The 22,130-nt window shown below is 71.0% G+C and carries 22 protein-coding genes and 1 tRNA gene; 18 read left to right on the top strand and 5 right to left on the bottom strand.

The window, feature by feature from the left end; genetic code table 11:
- Window positions 1-136 precede the first annotated feature (136 nt).
- The 8 genes from IEY56_RS13050 (at window position 137) to IEY56_RS13015 (ending at window position 6,289) form a co-directional block, all read left to right on the top strand.
- A complete protein-coding gene (locus IEY56_RS13050; RefSeq protein ID WP_373292073.1) occupies window positions 137-610 on the top strand; it encodes a hypothetical protein in 474 nt (157 codons plus the stop codon).
- Between the two features lie 10 nt (window positions 611-620).
- The gene (locus IEY56_RS13045) at window positions 621-1,412 is read left to right on the top strand and encodes a deazapurine DNA modification protein DpdA family protein (RefSeq protein WP_189037305.1); all 792 of its coding nucleotides are present in this window, start codon (window positions 621-623) and stop codon (window positions 1,410-1,412) included.
- Window positions 1,413-1,465: 53 nt separating this feature from the next.
- Window positions 1,466-1,921, top strand: a complete 456-nt coding sequence (gene ssb / locus IEY56_RS13040) for a single-stranded DNA-binding protein (protein ID WP_189037304.1) — start codon at window positions 1,466-1,468, stop codon at window positions 1,919-1,921.
- A gap of 91 nt (window positions 1,922-2,012) precedes the next feature.
- The gene (locus IEY56_RS13035; protein WP_189037303.1) at window positions 2,013-2,900 is read left to right on the top strand and encodes a bifunctional DNA primase/polymerase; all 888 of its coding nucleotides are present in this window, start codon (window positions 2,013-2,015) and stop codon (window positions 2,898-2,900) included.
- A 161-nt stretch (window positions 2,901-3,061) separates the two neighbouring features.
- Window positions 3,062-3,232: a hypothetical protein gene (locus tag IEY56_RS13030; RefSeq protein ID WP_229711837.1), complete on the top strand. Its 171-nt coding sequence runs from the start codon at window positions 3,062-3,064 to the stop codon at window positions 3,230-3,232.
- Window positions 3,229-4,476 carry a DUF3631 domain-containing protein gene (locus IEY56_RS13025; RefSeq protein ID WP_189037301.1) on the top strand — a complete coding sequence of 416 codons (1,248 nt, stop codon included), beginning with the start codon at window positions 3,229-3,231 and terminating at the stop codon, window positions 4,474-4,476. The genes IEY56_RS13030 and IEY56_RS13025 overlap by 4 nt, the downstream gene beginning before the upstream one ends.
- 150 nt (window positions 4,477-4,626) lie before the next feature.
- Window positions 4,627-4,815: a helix-turn-helix transcriptional regulator gene (locus IEY56_RS13020; RefSeq protein WP_189037300.1), complete on the top strand. Its 189-nt coding sequence runs from the start codon at window positions 4,627-4,629 to the stop codon at window positions 4,813-4,815.
- A 58-nt stretch (window positions 4,816-4,873) separates the two neighbouring features.
- Complete coding sequence (locus IEY56_RS13015; protein ID WP_189037299.1) at window positions 4,874-6,289, top strand: tyrosine-type recombinase/integrase; 1,416 nt, start codon at window positions 4,874-4,876, stop codon at window positions 6,287-6,289.
- Between the two features lie 136 nt (window positions 6,290-6,425).
- Here IEY56_RS13015 and IEY56_RS13010 read toward each other — a convergent pair.
- Window positions 6,426-6,512, bottom strand: a tRNA-Ser gene (locus IEY56_RS13010).
- A gap of 56 nt (window positions 6,513-6,568) precedes the next feature.
- The gene (locus tag IEY56_RS13005; RefSeq protein WP_229711836.1) at window positions 6,569-8,206 is read right to left on the bottom strand and encodes a S1C family serine protease; all 1,638 of its coding nucleotides are present in this window, start codon (window positions 8,204-8,206) and stop codon (window positions 6,569-6,571) included.
- A gap of 260 nt (window positions 8,207-8,466) precedes the next feature.
- On the opposite strand from IEY56_RS13005, the gene IEY56_RS13000 reads away from it, so the two are divergent.
- From IEY56_RS13000 to IEY56_RS12990, 3 genes are all read left to right on the top strand, one after another.
- Complete coding sequence (locus IEY56_RS13000; RefSeq protein ID WP_189037349.1) at window positions 8,467-9,234, top strand: glycerophosphodiester phosphodiesterase family protein; 768 nt, start codon at window positions 8,467-8,469, stop codon at window positions 9,232-9,234.
- 319 nt (window positions 9,235-9,553) lie between these two features.
- Window positions 9,554-10,000, top strand: a complete 447-nt coding sequence (locus IEY56_RS28935) for an ATP-binding protein (RefSeq protein ID WP_308424136.1) — start codon at window positions 9,554-9,556, stop codon at window positions 9,998-10,000.
- Window positions 10,001-10,287: 287 nt separating this feature from the next.
- Window positions 10,288-11,259 carry a DUF5926 family protein gene (locus tag IEY56_RS12990; protein ID WP_189037297.1) on the top strand — a complete coding sequence of 324 codons (972 nt, stop codon included), beginning with the start codon at window positions 10,288-10,290 and terminating at the stop codon, window positions 11,257-11,259.
- Window positions 11,260-11,507: 248 nt separating this feature from the next.
- Here IEY56_RS12990 and IEY56_RS12985 read toward each other — a convergent pair whose 3' ends face one another.
- Window positions 11,508-12,128, bottom strand: coding sequence for a hypothetical protein (locus tag IEY56_RS12985; protein ID WP_189037296.1), 621 nt, complete (start codon window positions 12,126-12,128; stop codon window positions 11,508-11,510).
- Window positions 12,129-12,326: 198 nt separating this feature from the next.
- The gene (locus tag IEY56_RS12980) at window positions 12,327-13,079 is read right to left on the bottom strand and encodes a bifunctional DNA primase/polymerase (RefSeq protein WP_189037295.1); all 753 of its coding nucleotides are present in this window, start codon (window positions 13,077-13,079) and stop codon (window positions 12,327-12,329) included.
- Window positions 13,080-13,696: 617 nt separating this feature from the next.
- On the opposite strand from IEY56_RS12980, the gene IEY56_RS12975 reads away from it, so the two are divergent.
- From IEY56_RS12975 to IEY56_RS12965, 3 genes are all read left to right on the top strand, one after another.
- Complete coding sequence (locus tag IEY56_RS12975; protein ID WP_308424135.1) at window positions 13,697-15,181, top strand: PP2C family protein-serine/threonine phosphatase; 1,485 nt, start codon at window positions 13,697-13,699, stop codon at window positions 15,179-15,181.
- 179 nt (window positions 15,182-15,360) lie between these two features.
- The gene (locus IEY56_RS12970; RefSeq protein WP_189037347.1) at window positions 15,361-16,836 is read left to right on the top strand and encodes an aminopeptidase P family protein; all 1,476 of its coding nucleotides are present in this window, start codon (window positions 15,361-15,363) and stop codon (window positions 16,834-16,836) included.
- Window positions 16,837-17,081: 245 nt separating this feature from the next.
- A complete protein-coding gene (locus IEY56_RS12965) occupies window positions 17,082-18,083 on the top strand; it encodes a PP2C family protein-serine/threonine phosphatase (protein ID WP_189037346.1) in 1,002 nt (333 codons plus the stop codon).
- A gap of 67 nt (window positions 18,084-18,150) precedes the next feature.
- On the opposite strand, the gene IEY56_RS12960 is transcribed toward IEY56_RS12965, so the two are convergent.
- Complete coding sequence (locus IEY56_RS12960) at window positions 18,151-18,651, bottom strand: ATP-binding protein (RefSeq protein WP_189037293.1); 501 nt, start codon at window positions 18,649-18,651, stop codon at window positions 18,151-18,153.
- Window positions 18,652-18,978: 327 nt separating this feature from the next.
- On the opposite strand from IEY56_RS12960, the gene IEY56_RS12955 reads away from it, so the two are divergent.
- The 4 genes from IEY56_RS12955 (at window position 18,979) to IEY56_RS28430 (ending at window position 22,124) form a co-directional block, all read left to right on the top strand.
- The gene (locus IEY56_RS12955) at window positions 18,979-19,833 is read left to right on the top strand and encodes a hypothetical protein (RefSeq protein WP_229711835.1); all 855 of its coding nucleotides are present in this window, start codon (window positions 18,979-18,981) and stop codon (window positions 19,831-19,833) included.
- A gap of 112 nt (window positions 19,834-19,945) precedes the next feature.
- Window positions 19,946-20,668: a YcnI family copper-binding membrane protein gene (locus IEY56_RS12950; protein ID WP_189037291.1), complete on the top strand. Its 723-nt coding sequence runs from the start codon at window positions 19,946-19,948 to the stop codon at window positions 20,666-20,668.
- Between the two features lie 245 nt (window positions 20,669-20,913).
- Complete coding sequence (locus IEY56_RS12945) at window positions 20,914-21,588, top strand: SCO family protein (protein ID WP_189037290.1); 675 nt, start codon at window positions 20,914-20,916, stop codon at window positions 21,586-21,588.
- 56 nt (window positions 21,589-21,644) lie between these two features.
- Window positions 21,645-22,124 (top strand): copper chaperone PCu(A)C, encoded by a 480-nt coding sequence (locus IEY56_RS28430; RefSeq protein ID WP_373292076.1) that lies wholly within the window; start codon window positions 21,645-21,647, stop codon window positions 22,122-22,124.
- Window positions 22,125-22,130 lie beyond the last annotated feature (6 nt).

The raw sequence follows: 22,130 nt of genomic DNA, 5'->3' as shown, positions 1-22,130 counted from the left end.
GGCTTTGACCTGGAAGGTGACAAGCGACAAGACAAGACAAGCGACAAGCCGCACGACAAGCGACACGACAAGCCAGACGACGGCCAGCACCCGCCATCACAGGGGTGCTGGCCGTCGCTCGTGAAGGGAGCAACTTTTGCATCCCCACACCACATACGAGATCACCACCATGACCCGGCGCCCGGACCCGCTGGCCTACCAACCCCCCGCTGGGCGGTCGCGGCTGCTGCCCGAGGAACTGCCCGCCGGGGTCCAGATGGTCACCCTGCCCGGCGGCCACAGCACCCTCGCCTACACCCAACCCCCCGCACCCGCCGCACCGGCGCAGCCGATCGCACAGCCCATCCCGCGGTGGGCCAAGACCACCGCGCTCCTTGCTCCGACGGTCGGCACCGGTGTTGCAGTCGCCGGTGTCGGACTCTCCTACGCCGCACCGGGACTGATCGCCATGACCGACGCCCTGTGGGCCGCCGTCGCCCTCATCGCCGCCGGCGGCGCGGCCGCCGCCGCACTCATCAAGCGCTGCCGTCGACCGGCGCCCGCGCACATCACCCAACACATCACCGCTACCGGCCTCTTCGGCCGCGCCAACGGAACCATCCAACACTAGGGAGCCGTCCGTGCGCTTCTACCTGACGACCCACAAACGGCACTGGGTCCGCCTCACGAAGGTGCCGTTGTTCCTGAAATCCGAGCACTTCACCAGCGCAGTCACACTGCCCGAGGCACTCGGGCCATACGCCATCGACTCCGGCGGCTTCACAGAGCTCCAGAACCATGGCCGGTGGACGCGCACCCCGCGTCAGTACGTGCAGGATCTGCGGCGCATCTGGGAGTGCGTGGGCCCGTATGACTGGGCTGCCCCGCAGGACTGGATGTGCGAGGACCTCATCATTCACGGCGGCACAGCCGGTCCTCTCACCTTCGTCGGCACCCACCTGTCCGTGGAAGAGCACCAGAGACGCACTGTGGCCAACTTCCTCGAACTGCGCTCACTGGCACCTGAGCTGCGGATCGCCCCGGCCATACAAGGCCGCAAGGTGTCCGACTACGAGCGCTGCCTGGAGCTCTACGACAACGCCGGAGTCGACCTGAACCAGGAGCCGATCGTCGGCCTCGGCTCCGTATGCCGCCTTCAATCCACGCTCGAGGGCGCCGCGATCGTCACCGCCATGGCCGCCCACGGCCTGCGCCTGCACGGCTTCGGCTTCAAGACCCTCGGCCTCGAACGCGTCGGCCACCTGCTCGCCTCAGCGGACTCCGCCGCATGGAGCTATCACGCCCGCCGGCGCCCTGCGATGCCCGGCCACACCCACAAGAACTGCGCCAACTGCCTGCCCTACGCCCTCCAGTGGCGCCAACGAGTCCTGGCCGGGCTCCCCACGTGGCATCAGCCCGAACTCGCCGCCTGACCACCACAGACCACCCGCAACCGATCAACCACACCAAGAAGGAGCACACATCCATGGCTATGGGAGACACCCCCATCACCGTCATCGGCAACCTCACCTCCGACCCCGAGCTGAAGTTCACCCAGGGCGGCGCCGCGCTGGCGAAGTTCACCGTCGCCTCCACACCCCGCACCTTCGACCGCGAATCCGGCCAGTACAAGGACGGCACCGCGATGTTCATGCGCTGCTCCGCCTGGCGCGGCCTCGCCGAGCACGTCACCGAATCCCTCACCAAGGGCAGCCGGGTCATCGTCTCCGGTCGTCTGCGGCAATTCGACTGGCAGACCGATCAGGGCGAGAACCGCTCGATGCTCGCCCTCGAAGTCGACGACATCGGCCCGTCACTGAAGTTCGCCACCGCCACCACTACCAAGGCCACCAGCAGCGGCGGCAACGGGAGCGGCTCCAACGGTGCCGGTGACCCCTGGAGCACCGGCAGCAAGCCGGCGGGCGACGAGCCGCCGTTCTGAGTACGCCCGGGGCGACCGCCCCATCTCGCCAAAGATCCGCGGTCGCCCCGGCTCCCAACCCTGAATCAACGACCCAGGAGGTACCTCCAGCATGACCCATCTCCGCCGATCTGGGCCCCTGCGCGCGGCCCTCGACCTGGCCGCTTGTGGCGTGCCCGTCCTGCCGCTCAGCTGCGGCAAACGGCCCTTCGCCAACTGCCCCACCTGCCACGACAACGCCTGCAGTGGGCGGCCCAACATGCTCCGAGCGGGCTCCTGCCACTGTGCAGCTCCCTGCCACGGCTGGGCCGCCGCCACCACCCGCCCCGACGTGCTCAACTCGCCTGCGTGGACCGCGGCGTGGGGGCGAGCAGCTCACGTGGCCTACCACCCGGGCGATGCGGGCCTCACGGTGGTCGATCTGGACGACGCTCAGGCGGTCGCCTGGGCCCGCGAGGCTCTCCCGGCCACGCGGACGGTCGCCACCGGGCGGGGGGAGCACTGGATCTACCGCGGTGCGGTGCGCTCCGCCAACGCCGTGCGCCACGGCGTGGACATCAAATCGTCCATGTCCTACGCGCGGTGGCTCGGCCCCGGCATCGGCCCGCTGGTCGAGCTGCCGGAGGCCGTCCGCGCGCTGGTGGAGAAGGAAGAGACCACCCGCCCGCCCGGCGCGGGGGTGGTCTCTTCCCCCAAGATCGCGGTCACGTGGGAGCGGCGGGTGGCCACCGGCTGCCGCCACACCGACACCTACGTCCGCACCGGCCTGGAACGCGGTCTCGCCAAGATCCGAGCCCACACCGAAACGGGCGCTGGATCGCAGGCGTTCGGGGTCGCGCAGTTCCTCGCCGCACGCCACACCGACTGCCCCGGCCCCTGCGGTCTCGAGCAACTCGCCGAGCAGCTCGTGGCCACCGCCGTCTGCGTCGGGGTGCCGGAGCCGTATGCACGCCGCGCCGTCGCCAACGGCCTCACCAGCGCCACCGGGAGGACCGTATGACCGCCTCTCCTCGAACTGCGGCACTGCCCCCGGGACGGACAGGGGCTGTCGCACCGGAAAGCGCCGCCCGTCAGGGCGTCCTTTCAGCTCTTCCCGCCCAACAGCAACCGGCCTCCCCGGCTGCCGGTGACGGCCGGCGTCCCGTGGCGTGGCTGCACGTCGTGGCTCCACCCGACTGGCGGGCCACCCCCACTGCCCATTCGTGGTGCGCGTGCGGACGCGACCGCTTCGTCGTCGGCCGCCGCAAGGCCCTGGCCCTGGTCGAAGACCACAACGCCCACCGCACCACATGCCCCCTGCTCACCCGCACAGAAGGAAGGGCCGCCGCATGACCGAGCCCATCGACGGCGCCGCGCTGCTCAACGAAGTCGAGGCGTTCCACCGCCGCTTCAACGCCTTCCCCTCCCACGCCGCCTACGTCGCCACCGTGCTCTGGGACGCACACACCCACCTGCTCGACTGCTTCGACTCCACCCCGCGGCTGGCGTTCCTCTCCCCGGAGCCGGGATCGGGCAAGACCCGCGCTCTGGAGGTGTCTTCCACGCTCGTGCCCCGGCCGATGCACGCGGTCAACGCCTCCCCGGCTGCGCTGTTCCGCGCGGTCGCGGACGAGACCGGGCGGCCGGTCATCCTCTTCGATGAGATCGACACCGTCTTCGGCGCCAAGGCCAAAGACGCCAACGAGGACCTGCGCGGACTGCTGAACGCCGGGCACCGCCGCTCCGGAGTCTCCTACCGATGTGTGGCCGACGGACAAGGAAACCAGTCCGTGGTGCCCTTCCCCTCCTACTGCGCCGTCGCGCTCGCCGGACTGGGCACCCTCCCGGACACGATCCTCGCGCGCTCCATCGTCATCCGCATGCGCCGGCGCGCGCGGACAGAACGAGTGGAGCCCTACCGGGCCCGTATCCACGAGAAGGAAGGCAACGAGCTGCGAGACCAGCTCGCCCAGTGGTCCGAGCAGGTCAGCGAGAAGGTCGACGGAGCGTGGCCCGAGATGCCCGAGGGCATCACCGACCGACCCGCCGACGTCTGGGAGCCGCTGCTCGCCGTCGCCGACGCGGCCGGCGGGCAGTGGCCCGAGCGGGCCCGGGCCGCGTGCGTGGAACTGGTCACCGCAGTCGATGAAGACGACCGCGCCTCCCTCGGAGTCAAGCTCCTCACCGACCTGCGCGACCACGTCTTCCCAGGCGAAGCCGCCGTCTCCACAGTCGAGATTCTGCACCTGCTCAACGCCATGGAAGACGCCCCCTGGGGCGACCTCGACGGCCGCCCCCTCACCGCCCGCGGGCTCTCCCGGATGCTCGGGGAGTACGTCAACGGCAAGGGCAAGCGGATCCGGTCCCGCACCATCCGCATCGGCGGACAACCCACCAAGGGCTACCACGTCGAAGACCTCGCGGACGCCTGGGCCCGCTACTGCCCCGCACCTCCCGGACCCGGCCTACAGGAGTCGGTTACACCGGTTACAACCCCCCTCACACCCATGCTGACCAGCGACGACGAGGTAACCGTCGAAGGGGGCTGTAACCGTAACGGCGCCGTTGCACCGGCACCCGCCACCACCGCTCCGTAGCCGAGCTGTTCCGGTTACACCAAAGCTCCGGTTACAGAAAACCACTCGCTGACCTGGGATGTAACCACGTAACCCACGTAACCGACTTCCCAGGGCCGGGGCCACAGAGCCCCGGCCCTTCAGCGCACCCACAGCGAAGGAGAAGCAGCTTTGCCACGCACGCAGATGCTCAAACTCTCCGAAGTCCTCGAAGAGATCGACATGAGCCGTGCCGCCTTTTACCGCATGCGGGCCCGCGGAAAGGCACCGAGGCTCATGAAGCTCCCCAACGGCCAAATTCGCTGCCGCCGCGCCGACTTGGACGCCTGGTGGGCCGCTTGCGAGCAGCACGCCGCGTAGATCCGATCACTTCCTTGGGGCCCGCGCTGAGCGCGGGCCCCTTTCTTTCTGGAGAGCCATGCTCACGTATGACGTAGACATCTGGTCGATCCGCAAGCGCTCCGGGCGCCCGAAGCCGTGGGAACTCCGATGGCGGGTTGGAGAGCGCGCCCACTCCCGGAGTTTCAAGCTCAAGCCGCAGGCGGAAGGCCGTCAGTCAGAACTGATGGCAGCGCTTCGCGATCACCAGCAATTCGACGAGGAGACGGGCCTCCCCGCAGGAGAGTTGATGGCGCGTACTTCCCCTACTTGGTACGAGCACGCCACGGAATACGTGCTGATGAAGTGGCCGCGCGCCGCCGCCAAGCACCGAGCAAGCATCGCGGAATCGCTCGCCGTCGTGACCCCTGTACTAGTCACAAGCAGGCGCGGAGAACCCCGCGCGGCCGTGACTCGTGCCGCCCTCTACCAGTGGGCGTTCCGGGCTGTCCGCAGTTCCGAGGGGGCATGGGTCTCGCGTTACGTCGTCGAGGAACCGCCGCCCGAAATTCACGCCGCTCTGGATTGGATTGCCGCCCGCTCTGTCAAGGTCAGGGAGTTGGAGGACCCCGCGCTTCTGCGCCCCGCTCTGGAGGCGCTCTCACTCCGACTGGACGGGGGTAAGGCCGCCGAAAACACGGCCAGACGCAAGCGAATGGTGCTGAGCAACATGCTCCGCTACACAGTTGAGGAAAAGGGTCTACTGGGGGCGAACCCTCTGCCTCGCGTGGACTGGACGCCGCCCGACAATGACGACGAGATCGATTTCCGGTACGTGCCGGGGCCGGACGTAGCACGCAAGCTACTTGGGTCTGTCCGCGACTCCGGACCGCGCGGCGCGCACCTGCACGCCTTCTTCGGTTGCCTGTACTACGGAGCCATGCGACCAGGCGAAATTGTTGCACTCAAGGCATCGGACTGCACCTTGCCGCCGGCCTCGCCCGAGTCCGTAAAGGAGTGGGGCGAACTGCTACTCGGAGAGAGTCGCCCAGAGGTGGGCGGCGGCTGGACGGACGACGGAACGTCGTACGAGAAGCGTGGGCTCAAACGACGGAAGCGCGGCGCAACGCGGACCGTGCCCATCCCGCCGGTCCTTGTGCACCTGCTGCGGGAACACATCGCCCGCTACGGCACAGCCGATGACGGCCGACTGTTCCGGGCTGCCCGGGGCGGGCGAGTGGCCTCCACCGAGTACTGCGAAGTCTGGGAGAGAGCACGCGAGGCTGTGTTGTCCCCTCGTGAGGTGGAGTCCGCGCTCGCGGCAGTCCCGTACTCCCTGCGCCACGCGGGGGTTTCACTCTGGATCAAGTCAGGGGTTGACCCTGCGGAGGTCGCAGCCCGCGCCGGCCACAGCATCGCCGTGCTGTACCGCTTCTACGCCAAGATCCTCAAAGGCGGTCAACAGCACTCCAACAACCTGATCGCGCGGGCACTCGACGAGGGAGATCGGCATTGAGGCTGGCCCACAGATGGCCCATACGTACTGGTCAATGCTGGGATCTAGGCGAGATGGGGTGAGACAACTCGAACGTCAGAGGGGGCGCCCGTCCTCGGCGGGCGCCCCCTCTGACCTGCTGTTTCCTTCACCTCGGCGGAGGCGGTGGGATTTGAACCCACGGAGACATCGCTGCCTCGACGGTTTTCAAGACCGTTCCCTTCGGCCGCTCGGGCACACCTCCTCGCGCCGCCCCCGCAGGGGCAGCGCGAGGGCCAGCCTAGCGAATGGCCGGGCCGGTCACTGATCGCCCTTGCGGGATCCGAGGGTCACCTCGGTCGTGGCTTCCTTGCCGTCCCGCTCGTAGGTGATCTTGACCTTCTCGCCGGGCTTGTGCGTCCAGATCGTGCCGATGAGCGTGGGCCCGCTGTCGATCGTGGTGTCGTCCAGCTTGGTGATGACGTCACCGGGCTTGAGGCCTGCCTTGTCCGCGGGCCCGTCCTTGGTGATCGCGTCCTGGCTGCCTTCGCCCCTGTCGGCGATGACGGCGCCGCCGCCCTTCTGGTCCATGGTGACCGTGGCGCCGATGACCGGGTAGACGGGCGTGCCCGTCTTGATCAGCTGGGTGGCCACGCGCTTGGCCTGGTTCACGGGGATCGCGAAGCCGAGGCCGATGCTGCCGGACTGCCCCTGGCCGAGGCCGCCCTCGCCGCCGGCCGACTGGATGGCCGAGTTGACGCCGATGACCGCGCCCTGGGCGTTGAGCAGGGGCCCGCCCGAGTTGCCGGGGTTGATCGAGGCGTCGGTCTGCAGGGCGTTCATGTAGGACGCGTTGCTGCCCTGCCCGTCGCTGGAGGCCACCGGGCGGTTCTTGGCGCTGACGATGCCCGTCGTCACGGTGCCGGAGAGACCGAACGGCGCGCCGATCGCGATGGTGGCGTCGCCGACCTGTACGTCGTTGCTCCTGCCGAGCGGCAGCGGCCGGAGCTTGCGCTCGTCGGCGTCCTTGAGCTTGATGACCGCGACGTCGTACCCCTGCGCCTTTCCGACGACTTCGGCCTCGAACTTCTTGCCGTCCGAGAAGGTCGCGGAGAGGCCGCCGCTGTCGCCGCCGCTGGCGACGACGTGGTTGTTGGTCAGGATGTGGCCCTGCTTGTCGAAGACGAAGCCGGTGCCGGTGCCTTCCTCCCCGCCGCCGCTGGTCTCGATCGTCACCACGCTGGGCAGTGTCTTGGCGGCTATACCCGCGACGGACTTGGGGGAGCGGTTGAGCGCTTCGGGGTCGGACCCGGACGTGATCGTCGTGGAACTGTCGTCTCCGCTTTCCGCCGCCCAGAAGCCGATGCCGCCTCCGATGCCGCCGGCGACCAGCGCGGCCACGAGGACGGCTGCGAGCAGCCCCCCCGACAGCCGCTTTCCTCTGGGCGGGGGACCGGGAGGCGCCGGCGGCGCTCCCCACGGGTACTGCGGGCCTGCGGGCCCCTCGGGGCCGCCGCCCGCACCCGGGCCGCCGGAACCGTGGCCGCCCGCGCCGGGACCGCCGTACGGGGTGTGACCCCACGGGCCGCCGTGGGAGGGCTGGCCGCCGTGTTCCGGCCCGCCGGAGGATCCCGGGTCGCCGAAGGCTCCCGCCGGCTGCTGCTGGTGCCCCGCCGCCATGGGCGGCTGCTCCGGCCGGTGCGGGGGCTGCGCAGGGTGGGCGGCCAGAGGCTGCGGCTCAGGCTGGTGCCCCGGCTGAGCGGGCTCGACCGCACCGAACTGCACGGTGTCCCCGGAAGAGGACGGCGTGGTCTCCGGCTTGCTCATGCTGGGCCCCTGGGAGTCGGTGGCTTCGGGTGCGGGGGCGCCGTCGTGCGCCCCCGCCGTCGGCACCGTGGGGGACGTGGGGTTCGGCCCCGCCGCCGGCGTGGTGGCAGCGCCCTCGTTCTCGGTGCTCACAGGTTTCTCCTCATCAGCTACACGCCATCGCAGACCGGGCGTTCGCGTATTCGGATGTCCTAGGACAGCCTTTCCCATGGTGCGTCAGGCGGACGTAAACCGCCGCCCGGCCGGAGCGGGGGAACCTTTACCTCCGGCATAGCAGGGCATATCCGACGCGTCCGCGGCAGGCCCACGGCAGCCTCCCCATCCGCCGGTGGCACGATAACCCGGTGAGCTCCGAGATCCGCTCCGGGTCGCGCCTCTCCCCCGCGAGCCCGATGTCCGTCATCGCGCACCGCGGCGCGTCCGAGGCCGCGCCGGAGCACACCCTTGCGGCGTACCGCAGAGCGATCGACGAGGGCGCGGACGCCCTCGAGTGCGACGTACGGCTCACTGCCGACGGCCATCTCGTCTGTGTACACGACCGCAGGGTCAACCGCACCTCCAACGGCCGCGGAGCGGTGTCCGCCCTGGAGCTCGCCGACCTCGCCGCCCTCGACTTCGGCTCGTGGAAGAAGGAGGGCCCCGACGAGGACCCGTACGAGTCGCCGGACCAGGAAGAGAGCGACCGCACCTCCGTCCTCACTCTGGAGCGCCTGCTCCAGCTGGTGGCGGACGCCCCGCGCCCCGTGGGACTCGCCGTCGAGACGAAGCACCCGTCGCGGTGGGCGGGCCAGGTCGAGGTGCGGCTGCTGCAGCTCCTGGAGAAGTACCGGCCCGTGACACCCGTACGGGTCATGAGCTTCTCCGCGCGGTCGCTGCACCGCATACGGGCCGCCGCGCCGCACATCCCGACCGTCTACCTGATGAGCCTGCTCCTGCCCCGGCACCGTGACGGACGGCTGCCTCCCGGGGTTTCGATCGCGGGCCCCAGCATCCGCATCCTGCGGGCCCACCCCGAGTACGTGGAGCGCGCGCACCGTCACGGCAACGAGGTGCACGTGTGGACAGTCAACGAGCCGGAGGACGTCGAGCTGTGCGTACACCTCGGCGTCGACGCGGTGATCACAAACCGGCCACAGCAGGTACTGGCTCAACTGCGCTGAGAACGCCGCTTTTCCGCCGCCGTGTTAGATACGACACAACCGGCACGGCCGCGAGGGTGCTTCAGGAGCCCAATTCGCCCTGAAAACAAACCTCTTACCAGGAGTGCATCGAAGCATTCGTTCTGTATTCGATCCTTCCGAATGCGTCAAGCAGCGTTGCGTGGCCGGTTTCCGCCAGACGTTCCCGGGGCATCCATCGAATTGGCGTGGGGCAAAGGAGGTCTCGGGGGTGGCGTTGGTTATGGCACAGAACGTGCCTGCTTCGTCGACGATGGCTGTGCCTCACGGCCCCGCCGGCGTAGGGGCTGCGCGGCGCAGAATGCGCGCGGACCTGCTTGCGAGCGGGGCTGACGAGACGGTCGTCGACGACGCCGTACTGATCCTTTCCGAACTGCTGAGCAACGCGTGCCGGCACGCACGGCCCTTGAGCCGCGACGAATCCGTGCGAGCGGCCTGGAACCGCGACAGGCACGGCGAGTTGACCATTTCCGTGACGGACGGCGGCGGCCCCACACGGCCGTTGCCCGCCACTCCGTCGGTCAGCGCGCGGGGCGGCCGGGGCCTCGCCATCATCGGCGCCCTGGCGCGTGATTGGGGAGTCCGGGAGGAGTTCCGCGAAATCCCGGGAGAAATGCCCCATCACGATGACGGGACGAGCCGCGGAGTGACTGTCTGGGTCGTTCTCGCGGGCGACAGCGGCGGTATCGGCGAGGGCCTGGCGGACAGCCTCGCCCGGGACCTCGCGGCGGTGGAGGAGCTGCGCTGAACCGTGCGGCGAGCACCGGGCCGTCGAATCAGCGCGGTCCGGCGGCTCCGTCCGGGGAGACGACACGCGGGGCGCGAACTCGGACGGGCTCAGCGGCTAGGCTCACGCCCACAGTTGGTGCGCGCGGCCGGGCCGCCTGCCGCTGCGGGCCGTGACCGGCTTCCCGGCCGGCCCACCGGCCGGCTCTCAACGGCGCCGCGGCGCACCGCACTTCACGCATCGACCGCCGACCGACCCGACGCGATCCTCCTGGACCACCCGATCGCAGAACCGGAGAACCGCACGCCATGGCCAAGAAGCGCCGCCCCCAGCCCAAGGCCGCCGCACCGCGCCCCGTCGACGGTGAGATCCCCGTCGTCGGCGCCCGTGAGCCCTGCCCCTGTGGCTCCGGACGCCGCTACAAGGCGTGCCACGGCCGTGCCGCGGCCCAGGCCGTGACAGAGCTCGTGCAGCGCCCCTTCGAGGGGCTGCCCGGTGAAGCGGACTGGGTGGCGCTGCGGGAGCTCGTCCCGGCCGCGACGGCGCAGTTGACGCTCAAGGCCGGGCTGCCGGAGGGCGTGCCGTCCGTGACGCTCGCGACGGTGCTGCCGATGGCGTGGCCCGCGCTGCGCCGCGACAACGGGGAGATCCTCCTCGGCCTGCAGAACGACACCGCCACGGGCGACATCAGCCGCGACCTCGCGGACACGCTGAACCGCGCCTTCACCACCGCCCCCGGTTCGCCCGTGGACGCGGGCCGCGCCGCCCCCGACGGGCCCCGGCTGCAGGACCTGCTGGACCTCGACGCGCCCTTCGCACCCGAGGTGCACACCGGTTTCGAGTTCTGGCTGGGCGAGGAGGGGGAGAACGCCTCGGGCGAGGTCGCCGCCTCCCTCGAGCGCGCCAACTCGGCGGCCATCCCGACGGCCCGGCTGGCCGGGGCGGACGGGGCGTACTGGTGCGAGACTCCCGAGAAGAACCACCTGCGCTGGGTCATGACGCACCCCGAGGAGAAGCTGCTCGACGCGCTGGCCCGCCTGCACGCCGCCGGCACCTCGTCGCTCGGCGACGACACCAGGCTCGTGGGCTCCTTCCGCGCGCACGGGCTGACGGTGCCCGTGTGGGACCTTCCGGGCGGCATGCGCGCCGAGGACTGCGAGAAGCCCGCGGCCTCGTTCGCGGAGCGGCTGGCGGAGGCTCTGGCCGCCGGGACGCCGCTCACCGCCGACGAACGTCGGGCCCGCAGCGGCCTCATGAACCGCCAGGTGACACTGAGCTGATCTGGAGCAGACCATTCCGCAGAGGCCGTACGGAGAAAGTGTGACCGTGACTCCCGTCACACCTGGCGGGTAATCGAGCATACTGGCAGGTAAATCAACGTCCGGATCTGCGCGATCGAATTTGCTAACGGCGGATCTCTTGTTACCTTTCTAGGAGCCCGGTCGCTGGTGCATCCCCCGTCGCCAGCGACCGGGTTCTTTCATGCCCGGATCCGGGGCGCACCTCCACCGTGCACCCAACTCGCCTTTCAGGCTTGCGAGTTGCTCACGGATCGGAGCAACAGCCGCTCCCCGTCGGGAGTTCCGATCTCCACTGTCGCCGAGTAGCGCCGAACCCCGCCGGGCGCCCGCCCGTCCGCCGCCCGGACCCGCTCCCGCGGCGTCTCGCACATGCCCTCGCCGCCGCGGGACGGCAACGCGCAGTCGATGCGCAGCGACGTGCCGTCGGGACGGGTGAGCGTGAGCGCTCCCCGCAGCGGGGACGCGGTGCCGTTCCGGTAGTACGCACGCGCCCACGCGTCCTCCCCGTCGGACAGCACGCAGGGCTGCGCGCGCAGCCCGTCCGCTGCGGCGAGTTCGGCCCCGCAGTACGAGGCGGAGAGCGCGCCGACGGGGGCATCCCCGGCAGGCCCGCCACGGGTGCCCCCGGCTGCCCCGGTCTCCGAGCCGGACCGCTCGCCGCCCTCCGCCCCGGATTCCGTGAACTTCGTGATCTGCGGCGGCTCACCGCCGGCAGCAAGGGACCCGCCGCTCCCTGCCGTGGCGGCGGCGATCGGCAGCGCGGCAGCGAGCACCACGGTGCAGGCGAGCCCCGCGAGAGGGAGGTGAGACGCGCGGTTCTGCGGCTGCTGAGGCATGAGGGAACCCATCTACGGCTCACTGAGGGGGCGGAAGCGGGGCAGTGAGGGGAACATATCCGGCACACCGCGCCAACTCGGCGACGTGGACGCCCATTTCGCGTACGCCCCCTGCCGGCTCCTACCCGTATGGGTGACGCGGCCGCGCCTGCCTCATGCGCGCGCCCCGGAGGGCACTCCGGGGCGCGGTGCGGCCGGGGGCCGCCGGGGTCAGAAGGTGAGGCTCGTGCCGGAGTCCGGCGCGGTCGTACTCGCCTCGACGAGGACGTCGAGGACGCGCTCCATGCGCGGCAGCCACGGCACCGTACGGGGCAGCGCCCCGCGCCTGGCACGGCGCGCGGCGGACCGTCCGGACCTGCGGGCACCCTCCGCCTCGTCCGCGGCGACCGGTTCGCGTTCCCAGCGCACCCGGCCGGCGCCGGTGTGCGAGGGCGGCAGGGCGACGTATCCGCCCTCACCGTGGAAGCGGAGCGAACTGGGCACCCAGTCATGGGCGTACAGCTTCTCGCCCAGCTCCGCGAGGGCGTACGGCGCGACGAGCAGCGTGAACCGGGTCGGCGTGGCGACCACCGGCCCGATGCGCTCCCCGAGGCGGTCGAACTCGGCCAGCGCGCGTGCACCGGCGATCGCGGGCAGGCTGAGGGCGGAAGGGCCACGGCCACCGGTGGCGAGGATCAGTGGCGCGGTGGGCCGGTTGGACCACCACCAGCCGACCATACGGGCGTCCGTCGACGCGGCGAGCAGCACGGGGTCGAAGGGGTGTGCTCCCGGCACCGCGCAGTCGGGATCGGGGCAGGAGCACACGGCGGCCTGCGGCTGTTTGGACTGGCGTGCGGTCGCGGCGGAGGCCGGATTCAGCGCTGCTCCGGGGAGTACCGGCCAGCCCCAGCAAGTCGCGTAGTGGAGCGCCGCGTTGCGCAGCGAAGACCGGTTCATGCGTCGCCTTCCGAGGATCTCGCGCATGTGCGCTCGTTCCTTTCCGTAAACGCCAACAGATCGTCTCGACAGAGATCGTTCAGCCCATCACAACACGTCACTCATTACTCACTGTGCGCCACATGGGGCGCATCTCGTCCCACGGCCGAGCCTGAACCTCGGCGGGTGCGGGCTCACGCGGGGTGCCCGCGCGCCGTGCCGCCTTCTGTGCTGGTGCCCTCGATAACGCTTGGTATTGCGCTCGTACTGGCCATACCGGCCGTGCCTGTCCGCCGAGCCGGAGAGGGGAGGGGCAGCTGCCTCATATGACGCGCCGCCCCCTCGCCGGGTTCCGTTCCCGCGGCTGCCGAGTGGACCCTCCGGCCTGCGCTTCCCTCAACGGCGGGGAAGCGAGCGGGTGTGCGGGGTTGCTCCAGTCGACAGCAAATGCCGCCCCGCAGAGACGATTTTACGCCAACGTTCCACAACCTCCGCACCGGCCTGCGGAGTCAACATCGGCACACGGACACCATTCGCAGTGCAGGGACAATGCTGGACATCCCGTTGTTGGTACGTGTACATCTGGTGCATTGCCAGCGGAGCAGCGTGCCATGGGGGTTTGCGATGCTATGCAGAGAGACTGTCCAGAGCGCGAGAACGCTCCCGTGAGCGCCCCGCAGCGGTCGAAAGTGGCCGGATTCAAACCCGTGATCTCCCCGCCGCCTCAGACTGCGCCCCCCGCTTCCGATGCATCGGCGGAGCAGTTCGCCGCCATCCACGACAGGCTGGCCAGCTGGGTCACGGACCTGACCACCCTTCAGGAGCTCGCCGAACGCCTCTCGGCGACCGCCACCCTCGACGAGGCACTCCGCGAGACGCTCCGCGCCGGCGCCACGCTCGTCGGCGCCCAGCGGGGCCTGCTCGCCCTCGAACCGGCCGACAGCGACAGCCCGGAACGCACCATCGGACTGGGCCTCGGCCGCTCCGACATCGGCGAGCTGGAGACGGTGCCGCGCAGCTCGTCCTCGTACGCGCGCATCCTCGACGGCCTGCCCGCGCCGGACGGCCAGGACGGCTCCCGCGGACTCGACGTCGCCGACGACGGTCTGGGCCCGCACCCGGAGGCCGGCGGATACCCCGAGATCACCCACCCCGACATCGCCACCGACGACACCCTCGACCCGCGGCACCGCGAGGTCGCCGCCCGGCTCGGCTACGCCGCCAGCCACGCCACCCGCATCGCCACGGCCGACTCCCCGCGCATCGGTGCCGCGGTGTGGCTCTACGACGAGCCCGCCGAACCGACCCCGCGCCAGCGCCACCTGCTCGGCCTCTACCTCCGCTGCGCCAGCGAGCAGATCGCCCGGCACCTCGAACTGGCGACGGCCCGCGCCGACCTGAGCGCCCTGCACGAGGGGCTGCTGCCCAGCCGCCTCCCACGCGTCCCCGGCGTCACGACCGCCGTCCGGCACCTGACGGGCAGGGGCGGCGGAGGCGACTGGTACGACGCGCTGCCGCTGCCCGACGCGGCGCTCGGACTCACCGTCGGCGGCGTCACCGGCAGCGGCCCCGGCACGGTCGCGGCGATGGGCCGCCTGCGTGCCTCGCTGCGCGCGTACGCCGTGATGGAGGGCGAGGACCCGGTCGCCGTCCTCTCCGACCTCGAACTGCTGCTGCGGCTGACCGAACCGGCACGCTCGGCCACGGCGCTCTTCGCCTACGTCGAACCGTCCGTGCGCCGCGTGCTGCTCGCCGGCGCGGGGCACTGCCCTCCGCTGATCATCGGCGAGCACCGCACCGAGTTCGTCGAGACGACTCTGTCCGCGCCGCTCGGCATGCTCGCCTGCTGGGAGGCGCCGAGCGTCGAGCTGACGCTGTACGAGGGCGAGACGCTGCTGCTCTACAGCGACGGGCTGCTGCACCGCACCGGCGAGGAGATGGACCGTGCGTTCGCCAGGCTGCACTCCGCCGCCTCCTGCGCGCCGCCGGCGGTCCGCGCCGACCCGGACGCGCTGCTCGACCACGTGCTGCGCACGACGCTCCCCGAAGGGGACACCGGCCAGTCCGGCCGCGGTGGACTCGCCGGACGCCCCCGGGACTTCGGACAGCACGACTCCGAGGACGTCGTGCTGCTGGCGGCGCGCTTCTGAGCTACGCCAGGCCTCCGACGCCGGCGGGCGGCTCCCAGGCAGCCGCGGGCGCGTGCGCCCCTCGTCCGTACCGTCATGCGAGCCCCTGCGCGCCTTCCGCGCCGGGGGCTCCTGCGCGCACGCACGCCCCTGCCACCCGCCTCATGACCAGCTTCCGCGGGCCCGGGGGCGCCCATACGATGGAGGCGGTCGAACACCAGGAGGAGGCAGACGTGGCGGACCCCGCTGACGAGCAGCCGATCAAGCAACGGAAGAACGGCCTGTACCCGGCCGTCTCCGACGAGCTGGCCGAGAACATGAAGACCGGCTGGGCCGACACCGAGCTGCGCGGGCTGGAGCCCGTCGCCCAGGCCGGGCACACCGCGGACAGGCGGGCCCGGCTCTCCGCCCGCTTCCCCGGCGAGCGCCTGGTCGTCCCGGCGGGCAACCTCAAGACCCGCTCCAACGACACCGAGTACAGCTTCCGCGCCTCGGTGGAGTACGCCTACCTCACCGGCGACCAGACGGAGGACGGCGTCCTCGTCATGGAGCCCGACCCCGCGGGTGAGGGCCACGAGGCCACGCTCTACCTGCTGCCCCGCTCGAACCGCGAGAACGGCGAGTTCTGGCTCGACGGCCAGGGCGAGCTGTGGGTCGGCCGGCGCAACAGCCTCAGCGAGGCGCAGCAGCTGTACGGCGTGAGCTGTGCGGACGTCCGCACCGTCGCCGGGGAGCTGCGGGCCGCCACCGGCCCCGTGCGTGTGGTGCGCGGACACGACGCCGCGGTGGAGCAGGCGCTCAGCGACAAGGTCACCGCGGAGCGCGACATGGAGCTCCAGGTCTTCCTCTCCGAGATGCGCCTGGTCAAGGACGACTTCGAGATCGGCGAGCTGGCCAGGGCGTGCGAGTCGACCGTCCGCGGCTTCGAGGACGTCGTCAAGGTGCTCGACAAGGCGGAGGCCACCTCCGAGCGGTACATCGAGGGAACGTTCTTTCTCCGGGCCCGCGTCGAGGGCAACGACATCGGCTACGGCTCGATCTGCGCGGCCGGTCCGCACGCCACGACGCTCCACTGGGTGCGCAACGACGGCGCTGTCCGCTCCGGCGAGCTGCTGCTCCTCGACGCCGGCGTGGAGACGCACAGTCTCTACACGGCTGACGTGACGCGCACGCTGCCGATCAACGGCCGCTTCACGGACCTCCAGCGGAAGATCTACGACGCCGTCCACGAGGCCCAGGAGGCGGGCATCGCGGCGGTCAAGCCCGGCGCGAAGTACCTCGACTTCCATCTCGCCGCCCAGCGCGTGCTGGCTGCCAAGCTCGTCGAGTGGGGCCTGCTGGACGGGCCCGTGGAGCGGGTCCTGGAGCTGGGGCTCCAGCGCCGCTGGACTCTGCACGGCACGGGCCACATGCTGGGCATGGACGTCCACGACTGTGCGACCGCCCGCCGCGAGACGTATGCCGAGGGCACCCTGGAGCCCGGGATGTGCCTGACCGTGGAGCCCGGGCTGTACTTCCAGCCCGACGATCTGACGGTCCCCGAGGAGTACCGGGGCATCGGCGTCCGCATCGAGGACGACATCCTCGTGACCGCCGACGGCAACCGCAATCTCTCCGCCGGGCTGCCGCGCAGCAGCAGCGACGTGGAGGAATGGATGGCGGCTCTCCGCAGCTGACACGACAGCCGGCGGCCGGTGAGCGGCCGGCCGCCGGCGTGTGCTGTGCGCCCGGACACCGGGTTACAGCAAGGGCATTCCGGTACGTCCGGTTCCGGGACTACTTTCGTCACATTGCCGTGCGGAATCAGTCACGGTGCATAACCTTGCCGAAACCCGGCATCCAGTCCCGGCCAAGGAGAGAGCACACGGTGGTCACGCTAAGGTTCCGGCCCGGCCTGCTGGCGGCGCTGCCCTTCGTGGCCATGGGCGTCGTCGTGCTGGTCGACGTGCTCGCGGGCCCGGGCATCGGGTTCCTGCCGATGATGGCGCTGGGGCCCGCGTTCGCCGGTCTGATCGGGAACGTGCGCCGCAGCGTCGTGATCGGGGTCGTGGCGCTCGCGCTGTCGCTGATGCTGAGCGTCTTCAACGACCAGCTCGGCGAGCGCCGCGGTTACACGACCCTGTTCTCGGTGGCGGGAGTCGCCGTCGCGGGAGTCGCGGCGACGGCCATGCGCCAGCGGCGCGAGGCGGAGCTCGCCAGCGTGCGGTCCATCGCGGAAGCCGCCCAGCGCGTGCTGCTGCGGCCCGTTCCGCGCCACGCGGGGCATCTGCGGGCCGCCGTCTCGTACACGTCCGCCATGGCCGACGCGCGCATCGGCGGCGACTTGTACGAAGTGGTGATCTCGCCGACGGGCGTGCGCCTCATCGTCGGAGACGTACAGGGCAAGGGCCTCGAAGCGGTCGAGACGGCGGCTGTCGTCGTGGGCGCGTTCCGGGAGGCCGCGTACGACGAGAAGGACCTGATGGCCGTCGGCGAGCGGCTGGAGCGTGCGCTGTCGCGCCATCTGACAGGTGAGAAGTTCGTCACGGCCGTGCTGGCGGAGGTGCGCGAGCGGGACGGCGCCACCCTGCTCAACTTCGGCCACCCCGCTCCGCTGCTGATCCGGCCGGACGGCTCCGTCTCCTACGTGGAACCGCCCGAACGTGCCATGCCGCTCGGCCTGGACATCGAGGACGGCCCCGTGCCCGAGCCGCACGTAGTGCCGTTCGCCCCCGGTGACCAGCTGCTCTTCTACACCGACGGCGTCAGCGAGGCCCGCGACCAGTTCAACCGGTTCTACCCGCTCGACGAACGCGGCGACCTGTTCAAGGACTCCGACCCGGACGCGGCCCTCGCCTCCGTACGGCACGACCTGGCCGACCACGTGGGCGCGCCGCCGCACGACGACGCCGCCATGCTCCTGCTGCGGTACCGCGACCAGTGATCCCCGGGCACCGGCGTCCAGGCGGCTCCGTTCGACGGCCCGTTCAGCCGGCCGCTCGACCCGCCGCTCAGCCCGCCGCGAGCAGCGGGCTCGGGCCGCTCTCCGGCCTTTCGGCGCCGCCCGTCGTGCCGTTGCCCGGACCGCCGTGACCGTGCCGCCACTTGAGGGTCTTGTCGAAGGTGACGACCGCCCCGCCGTGGTCCGGCTTGTTCTGCACGCGCAGGTGGTCGGCGAGGGATTCGATCAGGACGAGCCCCCGGCCCGTCTCCGCTTCGAGGGGGCCGCCGCGTACCCGTGAGGCGGCGGCCGCCCGGAAACCCGGTCCGGAGTCGGCGACTTCGATGCGGCACCGGTCGCCGTCCAGGTAGGCGGTCACGCAGTACGCGTCGGACCTCTCGCCTGTGCCGTGCTCCACGGCGTTCGCACATGCCTCCGAGAGCGCGAGCGACAGTTCGTAGGCGACCTCGCTGTCCACACCGGCGCTGTCCATGGCGTTGACCAGCAGCCGCCGGGCGAGCGGCACGCTGGCAGCTTCGCGCCTCAGTTGGAGACACCACCACATGCTCATGCTCAACCCTCCACAGGCCGAGGCTCGACGGCCGGCCCCGGAGGACCGCCCCGGCCATGGCCTACGTATTGCCGGGGTGAGCGAGGCGTACGCACATGGATGTGCACGTGCCGTCCGTTCGGGGGACGCCGGGGACGCCTGAGCCCTGCGGAAACAGCCCGGGGACGCCCCGCGCGGGGAACGCGGACGAAGAGGACCGGGAGAGCCCCGTCCGGATGTTCCGGCCCCAGGCTTATGCAGGACAGGTGCCGGTGAGATGATGGCGCGGCAATGACGGCCGGGGCGGATCTCAGACTCCTGCGGACCGCGGTGTTCACCGCGGTCTGCGTGACGTTGTCCGCGGGCGGTCACTCGCTGACAGGCGGGGGTCGCATACCGCTGTGGACGATCGGCGTCGCCTGCGTCGCCGTCTTCCTCGTCGCCGCACCGCTCGCCGGCCGTGAACGGTCGCTGCCGGGGATCGCCGCGCTTCTCGCCGGCGGGCAGATCGCGCTCCATACGCTCTTCTCCTGCGGCGGCAGGGTCACCACGACCGCCGCCGGCACCTCCTCCGCACACGCCGCGCAGACCGGCACCGCGCACGGAAGCGGCACCGGCCTGCGGAGCCTCGCCGCCCAGTTGCTCTGCGGCGAGCAGAACGCGGGGACCATCAGCGAGTCGCGGGCCCGCCGCATCGTCTCGGACGCCGGGCTGGACCCGGACGAGTTCGCCGGACACGCGGGCTCACCGGGGCACGGGCACGCCGCGCACCACGCGGGGACGGGCGGCGGCCACGAGTCCGCCGGGGCCGCCGCGTCCGCGGCCGACAGCCCCCTGGAGTGCCTGCGCACCGCGGCCGACGCCGCGCTCTCCCTCTTCGGCGGGCCGATGCTCGCCGCGCACCTGCTGGCCGCGCTCGCTCTGGGCTGGCTGTTGCACCGCGGCGAAGCGGCCCTGTGGCGACTGGTCCGGCTGTCGGCCCGCTCGGCGCGCACCGCCGTCACGCACGCACGGGCGCTGGGAACGGCGTTCGCATGCGTGAGGGCGATGGCCGGCACGTCGCTGCCGCAGCTCCCCGGACGGACCGTCCGCCTCACGACGGACGACCGGCGCGAGCCGGGCTCCGTACTGCTGGACCACTCCGTGCATCGGCGCGGGCCTCCGGCGCCCACGCAGCAGCAGACCTTCGGACTCGCGGCCTGACGCACGGCGCCCTCGACGGAACGACGGCGTGCGCGCTCGCCGCGCACCCAGTCCTGTGCTGAATCCGTTCAGCAGATCCTCGTTCCGTCCTGGCATCTCAGGAGCAACTCATATGCGAAGCACTCCACGCCGCCGTCTCGCAACCGTCGGCGCCCTCGCCGCCACCTCTGTCGTGCTGTGCGCCGGGCCCGCGCTCGCGCACGTCAGCGTCGACCCCGAGGAAGCCGAGCAGGGCGGCTACAGCGTCGTCAACTTCAAGGTCCCCAACGAGCGGGACGACGCCGCCACCACGAAGGTCGAGGTCAACCTCCCGGCCGACCAGCCGCTCGCGTCCGTCATGCCGCAGCCGGTGCCCGGCTGGGACGTGAAGGTCACCAAGTCCGAGCTGGACAAGCCGATCGAGATGCACGGCGAGAAGATCGACGAAGCCGTCACCAAGATCACCTGGACCGGCGGGAAGATCGGCAAGGGTGAGTTCCAGCAGTTCCCCGTCTCCATGGGCGAGTTGCCGAAGGACGCCGACCAGATCGTCTTCAAGGCCCTGCAGACGTACGAGGACGACGAGGTCGTGCGCTGGATCGAGGAGCCGAAGGAAGGGGAGCCGGAGCCGGAGAACCCGGCCCCCGTCCTGAAGCTCGCACCGGCCGCGGCATCGGGTTCCGACGCCAAGAACGGTGCGAGCGCCGAGAAGACGTCGGCGGACGGCTCCGCCCAGGCGAAGGACGGCGGAAGCGGCACCGACACCACGGCACGCGTCCTCGGCGTCGCGGGCATCCTCGTGGGCGTCGCCGGTGTGGCGTTCGGCGTGCTCGCCGGACGGCGCAGGGGCGCCTGACCGGACCTGAGCCGCGACGCGGCCCGGCCAGGGCTCGCCCTGAGTCCTGACCGCGCCGCTGCGGTGTGCGTGCCGCGCGCACGCGCACGGGATCCGCAGCCTCTCTCTCCCGCCCCGGCCCGGGCGCCGCGAAGACCGCGCTTGGGCCGGGGGCACCGAACACCAGTCACGACCAGTCAACGGCGGGGGCCGCCGGGCCCGCCGCCGGCAACAGGACGAACAGGAAGTCAGAAGGCAAGTGCCTCATGCGTAAGACAAGAACCCTCTCCGCGGTCGCGCTCGCCGCGACCGCCGCACTCGCTCTCTCCGCGTGCGGCGGGGACTCCGGTGCGAGCGGCAAGGGTGCAGGCGACGACGGCACCGCCGTCGCCTCCGCCGAACCGCAGAAGAAGGGCGGGACCGTCCTCGACAAGCCCTTCGAGAAGCCCGACCTCACCCTCACCGACACCAAGGGCGAGGAGTACGACCTGATCGACGAGACCGAGGGCAAGCCGGTGCTGCTGTACTTCGGCTACACGCACTGCCCGGACGTCTGCCCGCTCACGATGAGCAACATCGCCGTCGCCAGGTCGAAGCTGACCGCCGAGGAGAAGAAGAAGCTGAAGGTCGTCTTCGTCACCTCCGACCCGGAGCGCGACAACCCGAAGGAGCTCGGCAGCTGGCTGCGCGGCCAGGACCCCTCCTTCGTGGGACTGACCGGCGACTTCGACACCATCCAGGCGGGAGCGAGGACGGCCGGCATCAGCATCGAGCCGGCCTACAAGAAGAAGAACGGCGACGTCGTCTCCACGCACGGGGCGCAGTTGCTGGCCTTCTCCCCGAAGGACGACAAGGCGCACGTCCTCTACACGGAGGGCAACACGTCGCCGCAGATCCTGGAGAAGGAACTCCCCAAGATCATCAAGGGGGAGAACCCGTGAGCGCCGCCACCGGCCCGGCCCCGGGCCGCCGCACCGACCGCCGCACGGGGCGCACTCTGCGCACCGCCGCGCTGGCGGGGGCAGCCGCCGGGCTGCTCGTGCTGTCCGCATGCGGATCCGGCGGATCCGGCTCCGAAGGCGAGGGCAAGGGAGAGGGCGCGGATTCGGCGCCGCGCCTCACCGTCGAGGGCGCGTACCTGCCCGAGCCCGTGACGTCCGACATGGCGGGGGGCTTCCTCGTCGTGAAGAACGACGGCGCCACAGCGGACAGGCTGACGTCCGTCGAGAGCAGCGCGTTCGAAGAGGCGCAGCTGCACGAGACGGTCGACCAGCAGATGCAGCGTGTGAAGTCGCTGTCCGTGCCGGCCAACGGGGAGCTGCGGCTGAGCCGCGGCGGAAACCACATCATGTTCCTCAATCCGGAGCGGAAGCCGGCGAAGGGCGAGAAGGTGCCTGTGACGCTCCACTTCGAGAAGTCCGACCCCGTCAAGGTCTCGATGCCGGTCAAGGCGACGAACCACGTGCCGGAGAAATGAGGGACT

The sequence above is a fragment of the Streptomyces daqingensis genome (genome assembly GCF_014645895.1).
In the GTDB taxonomy this organism is placed as follows: Bacteria; Actinomycetota; Actinomycetes; order Streptomycetales; family Streptomycetaceae; genus Streptomyces; species Streptomyces daqingensis.
Note: the sequence above shows the minus strand (reverse complement) of the source record. Positions and strands in the feature narration are given on the sequence as shown.